Source organism: Streptomyces corchorusii, assembly GCF_001514055.1.
GTDB classification, from domain to species: Bacteria; Actinomycetota; Actinomycetes; order Streptomycetales; family Streptomycetaceae; genus Streptomyces; species Streptomyces olivaceoviridis.
Map to the genome: position 1 here is coordinate 66,281 of NZ_KQ948364.1, position 16,173 is coordinate 82,453.

At 74.0% G+C, this 16,173-nt stretch carries 18 protein-coding genes and 2 pseudogenes; 10 read left to right on the top strand and 10 right to left on the bottom strand.

Features of this window, described 5'->3' with window-relative positions:
- Positions 1-10: 10 nt before the first annotated feature.
- Positions 11-856 carry a spermidine synthase gene (locus tag AQJ11_RS31740; protein WP_059265451.1) on the top strand — a complete coding sequence of 282 codons (846 nt, stop codon included), beginning with the start codon at positions 11-13 and terminating at the stop codon, positions 854-856.
- On the opposite strand, the gene AQJ11_RS31745 is transcribed toward AQJ11_RS31740, so the two are convergent.
- Both AQJ11_RS31745 and AQJ11_RS31750 read right to left on the bottom strand, forming a co-directional pair.
- On the bottom strand, positions 818-2,116 hold the full coding sequence (locus tag AQJ11_RS31745; RefSeq protein WP_059265452.1) for an MFS transporter: 1,299 nt from the start codon (positions 2,114-2,116) through the stop codon (positions 818-820). The two genes, AQJ11_RS31740 and AQJ11_RS31745, sit on opposite strands and share 39 nt — an antisense overlap.
- 81 nt (positions 2,117-2,197) lie before the next feature.
- Positions 2,198-3,256, bottom strand: coding sequence for a DUF8017 domain-containing protein (locus AQJ11_RS31750; RefSeq protein ID WP_059265453.1), 1,059 nt, complete (start codon positions 3,254-3,256; stop codon positions 2,198-2,200).
- A gap of 61 nt (positions 3,257-3,317) precedes the next feature.
- On the opposite strand from AQJ11_RS31750, the gene AQJ11_RS31755 reads away from it, so the two are divergent.
- Positions 3,318-3,779: a DUF4442 domain-containing protein gene (locus tag AQJ11_RS31755; protein WP_244218434.1), complete on the top strand. Its 462-nt coding sequence runs from the start codon at positions 3,318-3,320 to the stop codon at positions 3,777-3,779.
- 114 nt (positions 3,780-3,893) lie between these two features.
- Here AQJ11_RS31755 and AQJ11_RS51450 read toward each other — a convergent pair.
- Positions 3,894-4,116, bottom strand: a pseudogene (locus AQJ11_RS51450) (VOC family protein); the annotation flags it as partial.
- A 56-nt stretch (positions 4,117-4,172) separates the two neighbouring features.
- The gene (locus AQJ11_RS31760; RefSeq protein ID WP_059265455.1) at positions 4,173-5,234 is read right to left on the bottom strand and encodes a lysylphosphatidylglycerol synthase transmembrane domain-containing protein; all 1,062 of its coding nucleotides are present in this window, start codon (positions 5,232-5,234) and stop codon (positions 4,173-4,175) included.
- A gap of 250 nt (positions 5,235-5,484) precedes the next feature.
- Here AQJ11_RS31760 and AQJ11_RS31765 point away from each other — a divergent pair, with 250 nt between their 5' ends.
- Positions 5,485-6,129 carry a DedA family protein gene (locus AQJ11_RS31765; protein WP_059265456.1) on the top strand — a complete coding sequence of 215 codons (645 nt, stop codon included), beginning with the start codon at positions 5,485-5,487 and terminating at the stop codon, positions 6,127-6,129.
- Between the two features lie 30 nt (positions 6,130-6,159).
- Here the strand turns inward: AQJ11_RS31765 and AQJ11_RS31770 are convergent, their stop codons facing one another.
- Positions 6,160-6,687 (bottom strand): gamma carbonic anhydrase family protein, encoded by a 528-nt coding sequence (locus tag AQJ11_RS31770; protein ID WP_059265457.1) that lies wholly within the window; start codon positions 6,685-6,687, stop codon positions 6,160-6,162.
- Positions 6,688-6,796: 109 nt separating this feature from the next.
- Here AQJ11_RS31770 and AQJ11_RS31775 point away from each other — a divergent pair, with 109 nt between their 5' ends.
- Positions 6,797-7,561: an acyltransferase gene (locus AQJ11_RS31775; protein ID WP_059265458.1), complete on the top strand. Its 765-nt coding sequence runs from the start codon at positions 6,797-6,799 to the stop codon at positions 7,559-7,561.
- Between the two features lie 11 nt (positions 7,562-7,572).
- Here AQJ11_RS31775 and AQJ11_RS31780 read toward each other — a convergent pair whose 3' ends face one another.
- Entirely contained in the window at positions 7,573-8,430 is an 858-nt protein-coding gene (locus AQJ11_RS31780; RefSeq protein ID WP_059265459.1) for an EamA family transporter, read from the bottom strand.
- A 109-nt stretch (positions 8,431-8,539) separates the two neighbouring features.
- Here AQJ11_RS31780 and AQJ11_RS31785 point away from each other — a divergent pair, with 109 nt between their 5' ends.
- On the top strand, positions 8,540-9,112 hold the full coding sequence (locus AQJ11_RS31785) for a helix-turn-helix domain-containing protein (RefSeq protein ID WP_058079731.1): 573 nt from the start codon (positions 8,540-8,542) through the stop codon (positions 9,110-9,112).
- Between the two features lie 33 nt (positions 9,113-9,145).
- Positions 9,146-9,703, top strand: a complete 558-nt coding sequence (locus tag AQJ11_RS31790; protein ID WP_059265460.1) for a YbaK/EbsC family protein — start codon at positions 9,146-9,148, stop codon at positions 9,701-9,703.
- 40 nt (positions 9,704-9,743) lie between these two features.
- Here AQJ11_RS31790 and AQJ11_RS31795 read toward each other — a convergent pair whose 3' ends face one another.
- Positions 9,744-10,799, bottom strand: coding sequence for a cation diffusion facilitator family transporter (locus AQJ11_RS31795; RefSeq protein ID WP_059265461.1), 1,056 nt, complete (start codon positions 10,797-10,799; stop codon positions 9,744-9,746).
- Positions 10,800-10,860: 61 nt separating this feature from the next.
- Between AQJ11_RS31795 and AQJ11_RS31800 the strand changes: the two genes are divergently transcribed.
- The gene (locus AQJ11_RS31800) at positions 10,861-11,226 is read left to right on the top strand and encodes an ArsR/SmtB family transcription factor (protein ID WP_244218435.1); all 366 of its coding nucleotides are present in this window, start codon (positions 10,861-10,863) and stop codon (positions 11,224-11,226) included.
- 5 nt (positions 11,227-11,231) lie between these two features.
- Here the strand turns inward: AQJ11_RS31800 and AQJ11_RS31805 are convergent, their stop codons facing one another.
- The 3 genes and pseudogenes from AQJ11_RS31805 to AQJ11_RS31810 form a co-directional block, all read right to left on the bottom strand.
- On the bottom strand, positions 11,232-12,452 hold the full coding sequence (locus tag AQJ11_RS31805; protein ID WP_059265569.1) for a 4-hydroxybenzoate 3-monooxygenase: 1,221 nt from the start codon (positions 12,450-12,452) through the stop codon (positions 11,232-11,234).
- 200 nt (positions 12,453-12,652) lie between these two features.
- A pseudogene (locus tag AQJ11_RS51455) lies at positions 12,653-13,029 on the bottom strand (hypothetical protein); the annotation flags it as partial.
- A gap of 134 nt (positions 13,030-13,163) precedes the next feature.
- Positions 13,164-13,571, bottom strand: a complete 408-nt coding sequence (locus AQJ11_RS31810; RefSeq protein ID WP_059265463.1) for a CoA-binding protein — start codon at positions 13,569-13,571, stop codon at positions 13,164-13,166.
- 141 nt (positions 13,572-13,712) lie between these two features.
- Between AQJ11_RS31810 and AQJ11_RS31815 the strand changes: the two genes are divergently transcribed.
- The 3 genes from AQJ11_RS31815 to AQJ11_RS31825 all read left to right on the top strand — a co-directional run bounded on the left by AQJ11_RS31815 (position 13,713) and on the right by AQJ11_RS31825 (position 16,141).
- Complete coding sequence (locus tag AQJ11_RS31815) at positions 13,713-14,474, top strand: hypothetical protein (protein ID WP_059265464.1); 762 nt, start codon at positions 13,713-13,715, stop codon at positions 14,472-14,474.
- Between the two features lie 462 nt (positions 14,475-14,936).
- Positions 14,937-15,479, top strand: coding sequence for a SixA phosphatase family protein (locus tag AQJ11_RS31820; RefSeq protein WP_014671340.1), 543 nt, complete (start codon positions 14,937-14,939; stop codon positions 15,477-15,479).
- Between the two features lie 35 nt (positions 15,480-15,514).
- Positions 15,515-16,141, top strand: coding sequence for a YigZ family protein (locus AQJ11_RS31825; protein WP_014671339.1), 627 nt, complete (start codon positions 15,515-15,517; stop codon positions 16,139-16,141).
- The last annotated feature ends 32 nt before the right edge of the window (positions 16,142-16,173 follow it).

Genomic DNA, 16,173 nt, shown 5'->3' on the forward strand with positions numbered 1-16,173 from the left:
CAATGGAGAAGTGAACGCATCGATACCCGTCACCCGCACCACCGACCACGGCACCGCCAAGCTGATGCCCGACGTCGACCGTGAGCGGGCCTGGCTGCTCACGGTCGACGGGGCACCGCAGTCGTACGTCGACCTCGACGACCCGCGGTACCTGGAGTTCGAGTACGCGCGCCGGCTCGGGTACGTCCTGGACACCGTCGCCGAGGCCGGGCGGGCGGTGGACGCGGTGCACCTGGGCGGGGGCGCGCTCACGCTGCCGAGGTACCTCGCAGCCACCCGCCCCGGTTCCCGGCAGGACGTCGTCGAGGCCGACCGGGGGCTGCTGGAGCTGGTCACCGAGCGGCTGCCGCTGCCGGACGGCTCGGGCATCGCGCTGCACGCCGCCGATGCCCGGGCCTGGCTGGAGGGCGCGCCGGACGACCACGCCGATGTGCTGATCGCCGACGTGTTCGGCGGCTCCCGGGTGCCGGCGCACCTGACCACGCTCGCCTACGTCCGTGAGGCCGAGCGGGTGCTGCGGCCCGACGGGTTGTATCTGGCCAACCTGGCGGACGCGGCGCCGTTCGCGTTCCTCCGGTCCCAACTGGCGGCGCTGGCGGCCGTGTTCGAGGAGCTGGCGCTGATCGCCGAGCCGGGCGTGCTGCGCGGTCGGCGGTTCGGGAACGCGGTGGTCGTGGCCTCGCACCGGCCGCTGGACACCGCCACACCGGCCCGGCGCGCCGCGGCGGACGCATTTCCGGCGCGGGTCGAACACGGGGCGGCGGTGCGGGAGTTCATCGGCGCGGCGCGGCCGGTCGAGGACATCGACGCCGTGCCGTCACCCGAGCCCCCCGACGGGGCGTTCGGCATCGGCTGACGGCGCCGGGGAGCCGGCGACCGGGTGCGTGCGGCGGGTGAGGTCGCGGACGTCCGGGACCAGCAGCACCAGGGCGGTCACCAGGACCACCAGACCGGCGCAGCCCCACAGGGCGGCCGTGCGGCCGACGGCGGCCTCGGCCGGGCCGGCCAGGGCCGTGGCGAGCGGCATGAGGGAGACCGAGCCGAACCAGTCGTAGGCCGAGACCCGGGAGAGCTTGTCCTCGGGGATCTCCTGGTGCAGCGCGGTCATCCAGGAGACGCCGAACACCTCCACCGTCGTACCCGCGACGAACATCACCCCGTACAGCACGCCCGCCGGCACCGGCACGGCCAGCGCGGCCCCCGGCAGGGCCAGCGGGAAGACGCACAGCGTGCCGGCGAGCAGCAGGCGGCGGGGCTTCCAGCGGGTCATCAGCAGGGCCCCGGCCACCGTGCCCGCGCCGAACGCGGCCAGGGCCAGGCCCCACGGGCCCGCGCCGCCCAGGCTGTCCCGGGCGACGAGGGGGCCGTAGACCGCGTCGGCGGCGCCGACCACCGCGTTGGCGATCGAGAACTGCACGACGATGGCCCACAGCCAGGGTCGGCCGGTGACCTCCCGCCAGCCCTCGCGGAGATCGGCCAGCATGCCCCCGCCCGGCGCGCGCGGCGGGATGTGGCTGACGTCGAGGAAGGAGCGCAGTGCCGCGGCGACGGCGAAGGCCGCCGCGTCGAGGGCGAGCACCCAGCCGGGGCCGACGGCCGCGACCAGGGCGCCGCCCAGTGCCGCGCCGCCGAGGGCCGCGCCCTGGGTGGCCATGCGGAACACGGCGAACGCCCGGCCCGCCTCTTCGCCCGCCACGGAGGACATCAGCATGCCCTCCGCGGCGGGGCCGAAGAACGCCTGACCGGTGCCGCCGAGCGCGGTGAGCAGCATCATCTGCCACAGCCGGGGCTCACCGGCGAGGACGAGGGCCGCGAACGCCGCCTGGGAGAGGCAGTTGAGCGTGTTGGCGGCGACCATCACCCGGTGCCGGGGGAGCCGGTCCGCGACCGCGCCGCCGATGAGCAGGAAGACCACCAGCGGCAGGGTCCGGGAGGCGGCGACCAGGCCGACGTCCCCGCCGTCGCCGCCCGCCTCCAGCACGGCGAACGCGGCGGCGATCAGCGAGCCGTTCGCACCGAGGCCCGTCACGATGGCCGCCGCGGTCAGCAGGGAGTAGTTGCGCCCCGCCCAGGCGGGTCCGCGGGGGCGGGCGGGGGAGCCGGAGGTCTTCGTCACCGGCCGACTATCCCCGCCCGGCCTTTGCCGTGCCAAGTGGTTTCGCGGACGCCGTGAGGCGGGTCGCGGACCGCGTGGTGGTCAGTCCACGATCGGGTCGCCGTGCAGCCGCACCGTGCTGAGGATCTTGTTCATCGTCGCGTCGGGCACTTCGTCCTTGACGCCCTTCGCGCCGTAGAACGTCCACGAGACGAAGCTGCCCGTGGAGTTCTTGAAGGCGAAGGTGGTGGCCTTGCCGTCGGTGTCGCACTCGTTCTTCTTCGGCACGCCGATGACGTACGACGTCGCGACGCTGCCCTTCACACCCGACGCCGTGGTGAAGGACTTCGCCTTGCCGATGCGCAGGTACTTCTTGGCGGCCTCCGACTGGTCGGTGTAGCCGCCGAAGGCGAAGGCGGCCGAGTCGCCGCGGGCGATGCTCGCGGTGTCCTTGGCGCCGTTCTCGCCCTTCGTGCCGCCGGCCGCGAGCGCGTGCGACTCCTTGGTGCCGCTGTCGTCGGAGGTGCAGTAGTCCGGCTTCAGCAACGTGGAGCCGGAGAAGCCGATGTACGCGGAGCCGTCGCCCTTCGTCTCGTCCTCGAAGAAGGAGAAGACGCCGGGCCGCTCGACCTCCCAGTCGGCGGGCACGTCGAAGGCCGTGCCGTACTTGGGGTTGACCACGACCTTCCAGCCCGCCACGGTCGGCTTCTCGGTCTCGTTGCCGCGCGGGTCGCCGGTCGCGGACGACGCGGGGGAGCCGGACCCGGTGGCCGTCGGCGACGGGCTCGTGTGCTGTCCGCCCTTGCCGTCGTCCGCCTCGTCGTCCTTCGAACCGCCCAGCACCAGGTAGCCGGTCACGGCGGCGGTGACGACGACCGCCGTGGCCGCGACGATCGCGACGAGCTTGGTGCGACCGCCACCGCCCTGCGGGGGCTGGGGCACGGGCGCGCCGGGGGGCTGCCCCGGCTGCCCCCACTGCGGCTGCTGTCCGTACGGGCCGCCCTGCGGCTGCTGTCCGTAGGGGCCGGCCTGCGGGTACTGCTGGTAGCCGGGCTGCTGGTACGGGTTCGGCTGCTGGTAACCAGGCTGCTGGTACGGGTTGTTCTGCTGGTTGTCCTGCGGGTTGGGCGCGCCCCCTGGCGGCTGCTGATCTGGCCACATGGCCAGTAACCCTAGTGGCTTCCCTGGTCAGGCTCGGCTACTCATGAGTAACATGACGGCCATGAGCGCAGACCAGATGTCGATCGGCGACATGCTCGCCGCCACCGTGCCCATGGCCCGGACCCTCAACCTGGAGTTCCTTCAGACCGCGCCCGACAAGGCCGTGGTCTCCCTGCCGGACCAGAGCGCCTACCACAACCACGTGGGCGGCCCGCACGCCGGTGCGATGTTCACCCTCGGGGAGTCGGCCAGCGGTGCCATCGTGCTGGCCGCCTTCGGAGACCAGCTCTCGCGTGCCGTGCCGCTCGCCGTGCGGGCCGACATCGCCTACAAGAAGCTGGCCATGGGCGTCGTCACCGCGACCGCGACGCTGGGCCGCCCGGCCGCCGAGGTCGTCGCCGAACTGGACGCCGGGCAGCGCCCCGAGTTCCCGGTGTCGGTCGAGATCCGGCGCGCGGACGGCGCCGTGACCGGCGAGATGACCGTCGTGTGGACGCTGCGCCCGGCCGACCCGCAGAAGTGAGCACCGCGCCCCCGCGGAAGGTGGCGCGGCAGGCGCTGGGCGACGTGCCCAGCGCCGGGTGGACGTGCTGCCGCGGAGGGGCGCGGGCCTCTTCAGACCCTTGATGCAAGCCGCTCAGTCGAGGCGGAACTCGTCGCCCTCGATGTCCCGCATGCCGATGCACGCGTCGGTGCCGTCGTACAGGAGCCGCTCGCGTACCGCGCCGAGCGCGACCAGTCGTGCACACTCCGCCTCAAGCGCGGCCAGGCGCTCTTCACCCGAGCCCGGTACCGACCCGCACGTCGAGATGCACCCGGTTCTTGACGACCTTGCCTTCGGGGCTTCGGAAATACCGACGGCAATTCTCGTGCCGAGGTGAGCCGGCCCGGAGGGTGCCTGAGTGGGAAGGCCGGTTCACAACACCTTCGCCCGGATCAGCGCCGACAGCACCAACGCCCCGGGCAGCAACGGCATCCAGTCCGACAGCACCCGGTACCCGATCACCGTGGCCGTCGCCGCCGCAGGCGCCGCGCCGAACGTGACCAGCGTCCACACCAGCGCCGCGTCGACCGCCAGCCCGCCCGGCGCCGGCACCGCCCCGACGGCCGTGCCCGCCGCCAGATGGGCGAGCACCACCTGCTCCCACGGCAGCCCCAGCCCGAGCGAGGCCCCGACGCAGGCCAGCGTGCCCGCCTGCACCAGCGGCATCGCGACCGCCCCGCCCCACAGGGCGAGCACCCGGCAGGGCCGGGAGTGCACCGCGCACACGTCGGCCAGGGCGGAGCGCAGCAGCCCGGTCACCGGCCGCCGTAACGGCCGTACGACCGTCAGCAGCACCCCCGCCACCGCGACCGCCCCGCCCGCGACGGCGGCGAGCGGCACCACCAGCCGGCCGTCCGGGACCAGGTCCCCGAGGCGCCGCCAGGCCGGGGACACCGCCAGGAACACCAGCAGGACCAACGTCTTCGCCGTGGACCTGGCCAGCGAGTACAGCCCGATCGACGCGGTCGCCCGCTCCAGCGGCACCCCCCGCCCGCGCAGGAAGCGCAAGGTGACCGCGTGGGCGCCGAGCCCGGCGGGCAGCGCGTGATTGGCGGCGCCGGCCGCGAACTGCGAGGCCAGCAGCAGCCCCGGCGGCAGCCGGTCGGGCAGGGCGCCCTGCCGGACACAGGAGGCGGCCACCCAGGTCAGACAGGTGAAACCGGCTCCGGCCAGCAGCCACCCCGGGTCGGCCGCGACCAGCCGCCGCACCCCCTCGTACACCATGGGCCGGTTGGCCACGGCCCAGCCGGCGGCGAGCAGCAGAGGAGCCAGGCACAGGGCCAGCCGTACCGGCCGGGCGGACCTGCGGGACGCCGGCCGGGCCGTGGCCGTGGACCCGGGACACGCCCCGGTGACCGACGGGGCCGGTGCGGCGCCCTCGGGGCGGGCAGCCGCGCCCGGGGGCAGCGAGCCGGACGGGGACGGTGAGGGCACGGGGACGTCGTCCTTCCGCGGCGGGCCCCACGGGGGGCCTGGGGGGAGGCGGGCCGGGCGGAACCGCGGAGAGCCTTCCCCTCCCCAGTGACACCGGGATGGCCGGAAACGTAAGAGGCGGGGGCGGGACGGTGCCGCGGACCGGGCGCGGGCAAGCGGCCGTTCACCGCCGACCAGGTAGCCTTCCCTTGGGACGCGCTTTACATGCGGCGACCCGACGGGCAGGGACAGCGACAGGGGAGGACCGGCGGTGCACGTCCAGGAATGGCTCGACTCGGTGCCGGCGGTCGCCGTCTACGCCGTGGTGGCTCTGGTGATCGGTCTGGAGAGCCTGGGCATCCCGCTGCCGGGGGAGATCATCCTGGTCTCGGCGGCGCTGCTGTCCTCCCAGCACTCGGGTGTCAACCCGGTCGTCCTCGGCGCCTGCGCGACCGCGGGCGCGGTGATCGGCGACTCCATCGGCTACGCCATCGGCCGCAAGGGCGGACGCCCGCTGCTGGCGTGGCTCGGGAAGAAGTTGCCACGCCACTTCAGCGCGGGCCATGTGGCCACTGCCGAGCGGTCCTTCGAGAAGTGGGGCATGTGGGCGGTCTTCTTCGGCCGCTTCGTCGCCCTGCTGCGCATCTTCGCCGGTCCCCTCGCGGGCGTCCTGCACATGCCGTACTGGAAGTTCCTCGTCGCCAACGTCCTCGGCGGCATCTGCTGGGCCGGCGGCACGACGGCCGTCATCTACTACGTGGGCATCGTCGCCGAGGACTGGCTCAAGCGCTTCTCGTACGTGGGCCTGGGAGTGGCGGTGCTGATCGGCCTGGCCTCCATGCTGATCATCAGGCGCAAGGCGAGGAAGGCCCAGCCGGACCAGCGAGAAGCGGAACCGGTGGGCGCCGGGGAGTGAAGCACCCGGCACCCGCCGCCGCGCCCGCTCCTACTGGTGCACGTCCTTGTGCGCCTTGCCCAACTCCGCGTACAGGGTGCCGTTGAGGGTGACCCCCTCCCGCTCCTCCTCGGTAAGGGGCCGCTTCACCTTCGCCGGCACCCCCGCCACCAGCGAGCCGGCCGGCACCACCATCCCCTGCGGCACCAGCGCCTGCGCCGCGACCAGCGATCCCGCGCCGATCACCGCCCCGTTGAGCACGGTCGCCCCCATCCCGATGAGGCAGTCGTCCTCGACGGTCGCCCCGTGCACCACCGCGTTGTGCCCGATGGACACCCGCTCCCCGATGGTCACGGGGAACCCGGCATCGGAGTGCAGGGTGACGTTGTCCTGCACATTGGCCTGCGCCCCCACGGTGATCCGCTCGACGTCACCGCGCAGCACGGCCCCGTACCAGACACTGGCCTCCGGGAGCAGGACGACGTCCCCGATCACGGATGCCGTGGGCGCCACGAACGCCTCCGGATCGACCTGCGGCTCCTTGCCCCCGATAGCCACGATCAGCGCCTTGTGCGTCATCACCGTCTCCTTGTGTCAGCGGTACACGGCACCGTACGGCACCCGGTGGGGCAAAGATCACAGCAGCCCGCACTCTCCGCCGGAAGCAACCGATGAGTAACGTGACCCCGTGCCGAAGCGCAAGAACACGTTCTCGTCCTGGCGACAGGGCCTCGCCCAGCGAGCCGTACACGCGGCCTGGTCCTGGATGCAGCGCAACGGGTCCGTCACGGCCGAGCGCCCCGCGGGCTTCCGTTTCGGCTCCATCGGCGAGGCCACCCGGCTGGCCTTCCCGCTCGGCACGGTCTTCGGCGAACCCTGGATCCGGCTCGGCTCCCACTGCATCATCGGCGAGCAGGTCACCCTCACCGCCGGCCTGATGCCCGACCTGGACCTCGGCCCGGAGCCGATCCTGCGCATCGGCGACGGCGTGGTCCTCGGCCGCGGCAGCCATGTCATCGCGGACACCACGGTCACCATCGGCAGCGACTGCTACTTCGGCCCGTACGTCTACGTCACCTCCACCAACCACTCCTACGACGACCCGCACGAGCCCATCGGCAGGCAGTGGCCGCGGATGGAGCCGGTCGAGATCGGTCCGGGCTGCTGGATCGGCACGGGCGCGGTGATCCTGCCGGGCGCGCGGATCGGCCGGAACGTGGTCGTGGCGGCCGGCGCGGTGGTGCGGGGCACGGTGCCCGACCACGCGGTGGTGGCGGGCGCGCCCGCCAGGGTCGTACGGCGCTGGACGCCCGACGAGGGCTGGCAGCCGCCGCTGCGGACTCCCGCGCCGGTGCCGATCCCGGACGGCATGACGCCGGGGCAGTTGCGGGTGCTCGCCGATCTGGACGAGGACGCGGTGGCCCGGCTCGCCGCGCTGGAGCCCGAGGGCTGACGGGGGCCGGGTCAGCCGGTCGCCAGCAGCAGCGTGCCCAGCAGGGCCAGACCCGCTCCCGCCGCCTGGACCGCGCGCAGCCGCTCGCTGAGGAAGCCGCGCGCGGCCAGCGCGGTCACCACCGGGTACAGCGAGGCGAGCACGGCCGCGACGGTGACCGGGCCGCTCCGGGCGGCGACGGCGTACGTGCCGTTGGCCGCCACGTCGGCGAGTCCGACGAAGGCCAGCGCGGGCAGCGAGGCCCAGGGGAAGCCGCCCTCCGGGAGGGCGGTGCCGCCGCGCCGGACCGAGACGGCGAGCGCGGCCCCGCCCACCGCGACATTGGTCAGCCGCTGTGCGAACAGGGCGAGGAACAGACCCGTGACATTGGTCGAGGCCTCCGTGATCAGCGCGAACACCGTGCCGAAGCCGAGCGCCGCGACCAGCGTGAGCAGGATCGCGCGCCGCTGCACGGCCGCGCCCCGCAGTTGCGGGCCGCCGGCCAGGACGACCCCGGTGACGGCGACCGCGATGCCCGCGACCTGGAGCAGCCCCGGCCGCTCGCCGAGGGCGAGGCCGACCCCGAGGGGGACCGCGACACTGAGGGTGGCGAGGGGGGAGACGACGCCCATGGGGCCGAGGGCGAGGGCCTGGTAGAAGGAGAGCAGGGCCACCGGTCCGACCAGGCCCGCCGCGAACGCGAACCACAGCCGGGGTCCGGCCTCGCCCCAGCCGCCCGTGGCGAGCACGATCGCGCCCAGGACGGCCGCCGCGATGGCCTGCGAGACCACCACGACCGTGAGCGCCGGGGTACGCCGGGTCAGCAGTCCGCCGCCGAAGTCGGCCAGCCCCCACAGCAGGCTGGTGGTCAGGGCGAAGAATGCTGTCACGGCCGGCCTCGCAGTACAGTGCGGTGAACGATCAGGTGCACCTCACCGTAATGCAGTTCATTGAACTGATTCATCAATTATATTGAACTTCCCGGATATTGGACCCCACGTGTCGGACCTCGACCTGCTGACCCAGTCCCTGGCGCGCAACGTCAAACGGTGGCGCGCCGAGCGCGGCTTCACCCTGGACACGCTCGCCGCCCGCGCGGGGGTCAGCCGCGGCATGCTCATCCAGATCGAGCAGGCCCGGACGAACCCCAGCATCGGAACCGTCGTCAAGATCGGCGACGCGCTCGGCGTCAGCGTCACCACGCTGCTCGACTACGAACAGGGCCCCAAGGTCCGCATCGTCCCCGCCGAGCAGGCCGTACGGCTGTGGCACACCGAGGCCGGCAGCTACAACCGCCTGCTGGCGGGAACGGAGGCGCCCGGCCCGCTGGAGATGTGGGACTGGCGGCTGATGCCCGGCGAGCAGAGCCCGTCCGACCCGCATCCGCCGGGCACGGTGGAACTCGTCCACGTCACCGCCGGTGAACTGACCCTCACCGTCGACGGGGTGAAGCACCTGGTCCCGGCCGGGGCGAGCGCCACGTTCGAGGCGAGTGCGCCGCACACGTACGGCAACGAGGGTGCGGAACCCATGGAGATGGTGATGGCCGTCTCGGTGCCCCCGGTGCGCTGAACCGTGCCGGAAGGGGGCTGCTAGCGTCTGGCCATGCGCGCACCCATCGGAGACTTCGACACCGCCGTTCCGGCGCCGCACTGCCTGGACGAACTGACCGCTTCCGTCGCCGACGCCGTACGCGACTGGCAGGGCGCGGTCCCGGCCGACCGGATCCTGTACGTCGACACCGAGCCGCAGTGGGCCGACACGGCCGTCTTCGTGGAGCACTACGGCCGGGACCTGCTGGAGCGGTCGGCGAACTGTGTCGTCGTCGCGGGCAAGCGGGCCGGCGAGACCACGCTGGCCGCCTGTGTGGTGCTCTCCACCACCCGGGCCGACGTCAACGGGGTCGTCCGGCGCCAACTGGGCGCCCGCAAGGCTTCGTTCGCCTCGATGGAGACGGCGACCGGCGAGACCGGCATGGAGTACGGCGGCATCACCCCGCTCGGCCTGCCCACGGGCTGGCCGGTCCTGCTGGACCCGGCCGTCGTCGACCTGCCCTACGTCCTGGTGGGCAGCGGCCGTCGCCGCGGCAAGCTCCTGGTCCCCGGCAAGGCCCTGGCCGAGCTGCCCGGCGCGGTGGTGCTGGAGGGCCTGGGCATCGCCTGACCGCTCGGCCGGCCCGTCGCCCGGTCCCCGCCGGCGCGGCTCATGTCGTCGCGTGGTGGGCCAGGGCCAGGTGCGGGTCCGCCTCCCCGGGGAGCGGCGCCGGGTCGGCGTGGACCAGGGCGGCCGTCAGGCGGGGTACCGCGTGGAGCAGGGCGTGTTCGGTCTCGACGGCGATCGCGTGGGCCTGGCGCAGTGTCGCCTCGCCGTCCACCACCACCGTCAGCTCGGCCCGCAGGCGGTGCCCGATCCAGCGCAGGCGCAGCTCGCCCACCGCACGCACCCCCGGTACCTGGCGCACCGCGTGCTCGGCCCGGTCCACCAGTGCCGGGTCGACGGCGTCCAGCACCCGCCGGAACACCTCCCGCGCCGCGTCCCGCAGCACCAGCACGATCGCGGCCGTGATCGCCAGCCCCACGAGCGGGTCGGCCAGGTGCCACCCCAGCGCCGACCCGCCGGCGCCCAGCAGCACGGCCAGCGAGGTGAACCCGTCGGTACGCGCGTGCAGCCCGTCGGCGACGAGCGCGGCCGAGCCGATCTCCCGGCCCACCCGGATCCGGTACCGGGCCACCCACTCGTTGCCGGCGAAGCCGAGCAGCGCGGCCAGCGCGACCGCCGGCACCTGCGTGACCGGGCGCGGGTCGAGCAGCCTGCCGACGGCCGCCCACGCGGCGAACGCCGCCGACGCGGCGATGGTCAGCACGATCACCAGCCCCGCGAGGTCCTCGGCACGGCCGTACCCGTAGGTGAACCGGCGGGTCGCCGCCCGGCGGCCCAGCACGAAGGCGATGCCGAGGGGTACGGCGGTCAGCGCGTCGGCCGCGTTGTGCACCGTGTCCCCGAGCAGCGCCACCGATCCGGACGCGGCCACCACGACCGCCTGGGCCAGTGCGGTCGCCCCCAGCACGGCCAGCGACACCCACAGCGCGCGCATGCCGCGCGCCGAGGACTCCAGCGCCGGATCCAGTTTCCCGGCGGTCTCGTGGGAGTGCGGGGTGAGGAGGTGGGCCAGGCGATGGCGCAGGCCGGGGGTGCCGTGCGCATGCCCGTGCGGGCCGTGCTCGTGCGGGCCGTGCTCATGAGGGTGCCGGTCGCTCACGTCGATCCCCTTCCGGTGGGCGGGAGTGGACGCACGGCGCCCACGGAGCCATTATGTGCGTATGAGCGCATGCATGCACCTGTCACCTGCGCACCATGCGCACGAGCGCAGCCCGGGCGAGGAGCAGTTCGCGCTCGCCGCCGAACTCCTCGCCCTGCTCGGCGACCGCACCCGGCTCGCCCTGCTGCACACCCTCGCGGCCGGCGAGGCCGATGTCGGCACGCTCACCGACGCGTGCGGCGCCGCCCGGCCGGCGGTCAGCCAGCACCTGGCCCGGCTGCGGCTGGCCGGAGTGGTGGACACCCGCAAGGAGGGCCGCCGGGTGATCTACTCACTGCGCCACGGACACGTGCGGCGCCTGGTGGAGGAGGCTCTCAGGGCGGCCGACCACCGCCTCGCCGAACGGAGCGGCGGGGCGGCGCGCTGACCGGATCAGAACGCGCCGGCCGTCCCGAGGTACTGCTCGGCGAAGGCCGCCGCCGCGACCGGTGAGGTGAATATCCGGCGCAGCCGGGCCAGCGCGGTGCCGGCGCGGTAGGGGTCGCCGCAGGAGGTGCCGTGGTAGATCTCGGACAGCCACTCCGAGAACTCCTGGTAGTCCCACACCCGCCTCAGGCACGCGTCCGAGTAGCCGTCCAGTCCCGTGGAGTCGCCTCCGGTCAGCTGGGCGACGAGGCCGTCACCGAGCAGGAACGCGTCGTGCAGGGCCAGGTTCATGCCCTTCGCGGCGATCGGCGCGACGAGGTGCGCGGCGTCTCCGGCCAGGAACAGCCGGCCGAAGACCATCGGCTCCACCACGTAGGTGTGCATGTCCAGCACACGCTTCTCCAGCAGCCGGCCCTCCGTCAGCGGCGGGCGGTCCGCCGCGCGCAGCCGCCGCTGGAGCTCGGCCCAGACGCGCTCGTGCGACCAGGAGTCCGGGTCGTCGCCGGGCGGGCACTGGAGGTAGTAGCGGGTCAGCTCGGGGCTGCGCGGCATGTGCCCGGCGAACCCGTCCGCGTGCATGCCGAACAGCACCCGGTCCGAGGACGGCGGCGCCTCGGCCAGCAGCGCCAGCCAGCCGATGCCGTAGTCGTGCCGGGAGATCCGCGCCCACGACGGCAGCGCGGCCCGGCTCGCCCCGCGCGCCCCGTCGCAGCCGGCCACGAACTCGCAGGTCACCAGGTGCCGTTCCCCGCTGTCCGGGTCGGTGTACGAGACGGCGGGCCGGTCCGAGTCCAGGTCGTGCAGGCGTACGTCCCGCACGCCGAAGCGGATCTCCCCGCCGCGTATGTCGGCGTACTCGCGCACGAGGCCGGTCACGAGCAACGGCTGCGGGTAGACCCAGTGGTGGTACCCCGTCAGCTCGGTGTAGGCGAAGCGGTGGCCACGGCCGTCGAAGCGGAACTCGCACCCGGTGTGCCGCTCGGCACGCTTCGGCAGGTCACCGGCCAGGCCGCGCTGTTCGAGGCCGCGTACGACCCACTCCTCGACCACGCCGGCGCGCGGCCGCTGTTCGATGAAGGCTCTGCTCTCGGTCTCCAGGACCAGGCAGTCGACACCGGCGGCGCGCAGGATGTTGCCGACGGTCAGGCCGGCCGGTCCGGCGCCGATGACGACGACCGGACAGTGCGCGGCGGAAGGGGACTCGGGATGGGGGGAAGGAGGCGTCACGCGGGGCATTATGACCGTGTCCCGTCAGCCAGTCGGCCGACAGGACACCGTGGGGGGCGGTGGGCGCGGTCAGTGCGCGGACACGGTTTGTGCGCGGACACGGTCAGTGCGGGGGCGCGTCCGTCACCACGACCTCGTCGATGCTCCACGAAGGACAGCGAAGAGACGATCTTGCCGCCGGGCAGCCGGTGCGGGCGTTAACGGTGCGGCAGCCGGTCGGCGAACACGCCGTAGGCCGGCGGCGCGCCCGCGTACATCAGCACGCTCGCCGAGGTGATGGACCCGACCGGCGTCTGCCGGCTCGGGGAAGTCCAGGTGGGCCCAGCCGTGCGCGAAGAACGTGTGCGGCAGGGCGGCGATGAAGACGATCTGGAGCAGGATGCAGATGGCGGCGCCGGTCGCGACCGAGCCGAGGGCCGCACGCGGCAGGTCCCGCTGCGGAGTGCTTGGCGTAGCCGATCATGGCCTCGACCGCGATCGGGGCCGCCGTCGCCGCTTGGAGCCAGGAGAACCAGCCGAAGGACATGCCGGCCAGCCCGCCGAGCGCGTAGTGCGGGTGGCGGGCCGTGCCTCCCGCCTTCCCGGCGCCGGAGAGCCGGCCGGATCCGATGACTCGGGATCTCCGGTGTCTTGGTCGAGTCTTCGCACAGGTCAGCGCGGTACGGGACTGCCAATATTCAGCGCCGAATCGCGAGAAGAAGGTGGGACAGGCTAGTTCAGGCGCGGAATTTCGATCGCCGGGCACCGGTCCATCACCATCTCCGCGCCCGCCGCCCGGGTCCGCTCGTAGGCGGCCTCGTCGACGACCCCCAGCTGGAACCACACCGCCCGCGCGCCCTTCGCCACGGCCTCGTCCGCCACCCCGCCCGCCAGGTCGCTGTTGACGAAGACGTCGACCACGTCCACGTCGAAGGGGATGTCCGCGAGGGAGGCGTAGCCCTGCTCCCCGTGCACCGTCTCGGCCTTGGGGTGCACCGGGACGATCCGCTTGCCGAACTGCTGGAGCACCCGCGCCACCCGGTAGGCGGGCCGGTTCTGGTTCGAGGACAGGCCGACCACCGCCCAGGTGTCGCCCAGCTCGGTCAGGATCCTGCGGATCGTCGCTTCGTCGCCGTACATCGGCCGCCTCCTCGGGCTGCGGGGAACTGTGCGTCGGGGCAACATCGCCGCGACGGGTGTGGATTCCCGCGCATCCCGCCACGCTGTCCGGAATCGGCGCAAGCCGCTGCATACGGCCGCCCGCCCGCCTACGCTCGCCCCGTGCTGCGCATTCTCGACGCCCGAACCGGTGAGCCCGTCCCCGCCGCGCCCGCCCGCCGCGGCCTGACCCGCATCGAGGCCCACGCCTCCGGCCTCGACCCGACGGCCCTGCGGGTGCTGCTCACCGCGGACCTGCTGGTACGGGCGCTGGAACTGGGCGGCACCCCGGTCTGGACGATCCTCACGGCCCCCCGCGACCAGCCGGAACTCCGCACAGCCGCCACCCACCTCGCCATCCGCCCCTTCGAGGAAGACCGCGACGTCGCGTCCGGCCTGGGCGAGGCCCAGGTCATCCACGTCGCACGATGGCCTACGACGGGCGGGCGGGGGGTGGCGCCGGGGGAGCGGGGCGAGGGGCCGCTGGCCGCTGTCGCCCCGGTTCAGTGGGCCGGGTCGCAGCCCTCGCTTCCGGTCCTGCTCGCCGACCCCGCCGCGCTGCGGCTCGCCCTGCTCAGCGTCCCCCGGAACCAGCCCGCGCGGCTGGACGGCAGCGCCCTGGAGCGGGCCGCCGGGCAGCTCGCGGACTGGCGGCGGGCCGTGGCCGGATGGGCGCGGCAACCCTCACGGCCGGTGCCGGAACCGGTGCGCGGACGGTTGCGGGACGCCTGGGAGAACGATCTCGACCTGCCGGGGGTGCTGGACGTGCTGCGGGACGTGGCGTGCGCCCCGGACCTCACCGACGGCGCCCGCTTCGAGACGTACGCCTACGCCGACCGCCTGCTCGCCCTCGACCTGGCGCACGACCTCGGGAGCCCCGCGTGAACGCGCCGACCGGTGCTGTGACGGCGGGCCGAGTCCGGGTGGCCTGGGGGTGCTGTGGGTCGGTTCACGCCGCGTGGTCTCGGGAGCTCCGCGTGAACGCGCCGACATCCGCGGGTCGGCCGCGGCGGTGGGCCGAGTTCGGGTGGCCTCGGGGTGCCGGGGGGCTCGGCGGGTCACTGGTGCCGCGTGGTGTCGGGAGGTGCGCGTGAACGGGTCGGCGGGTGCGGTTCGGCTGGGGTGGCTCGTGGTCGTGCGGTGGGCCGAGTCCGGGTGGTCCGGGGGTGCTGGGGGCCGAGGTGGGTCGGTTTGTGCCGCGGGGCGTGGGGAGGTCCGCGTGAACGCCCCGGCGGCTGCGGGTCGGCTGCGGCGGCTGGTGGTGGTGCGGTGGGCCGGCTCCGGATGGCCTCGGGGTGCCGGGGGACCCGGCGGGTCACTGGTGCCGCGTGGTGTCGGGAGGTCCGCGTGAACGCCCCGGCGGGTGCCGGTCCGCTGCGGCGGCTGGTGGTGTTGCGGCATGCGAAGTCCGCGTGGCCCGAGGGCGTCGAGGACCACCGCAGGCCGCTCGCGCCGCGGGGGCTGCGGGACGCTCCGGCCGCCGGGCGCGCCCTCGCCGCCGGCACGCTGCCCGACCTCGCCCTGTGCTCCACCGCCGTACGCGCCCGCCGCACCTGGGAGCTGGCCTCCGCCGAGTGGGCCACGCCGCCGCCGGTGCGCTACGACCGGCGGCTGTACGCGGCCGGCGTACCCGAGCTGCTGGAGGTCGTGCGCGAGGCGCCGCCGGAGGTCCGGACGCTGCTGCTGATCGGCCACAACCCGGGCCTGGAGGAGCTGGTCCTGACGCTGGCCGCGGACGGTCTCGACGACTCCCTGGACCGGGTACGGGCGAAGTTCCCGACCAGCGCCATCGCCGTGCTCGCCTGGCACGGCGCCGACTGGCCGGCCCTCGCCCCGGGCACGGCCCTGCTCACCTCGTTCACGGTCCCGCGCGGGAAGAAGAAGCGCTGACCGGGGGTGTCCGGGCGCTCGCATAGGCTGGCGGGATGCAGGACGAGTACCGCACAGTCGCCCGCGCGGGCGTGCACGAGACCGAGATCAACCGCTCCCGCTTCCTGTGCGCCCTCGCCCCGGCCGCCACCGAGCAGGAGGCCCAGGACTTCATTGCCGCCGTGCGCAAGGAGCACGCCGACGCCACCCACAACTGCTGGGCGTACGTCATCGGCGCCGACGCCTCCGTGCAGAAGGCCAGCGACGACGGCGAACCGGGCGGCACCGCCGGCGTGCCCATGCTCCAGATGCTGCTGCGCCGCGACATGCGGTACGTGGTGGCCGTCGTCACCCGCTACTACGGCGGCGTGAAGCTCGGCGCCGGCGGACTCATCCGCGCCTACGGCGGCTCGGTCGGCGAGGCCCTGGACGCCCTCGGCACGATCACCCGGCGCCGCTTCCGGCTGGCCACCGTGACCGTCGACCACCAGCGCGCGGGCAAGGTCCAGAACGACCTGCGCGCCACCGGACGCGAGGTCCGGGACGTCCGCTACGGCGAGGCCGTCACCATCGAGATCGGCCTGCCGGACGCCGACGTGGACGCCTTCCGCGCCTGGCTCGCCGATGTGACGGCGGGCACGGCCGGCTTCGAACTCGGCGGCGAAGCCTACGGAGACGCCTGACAATTGGAGTGAATCGGTCATAACGGGCATGT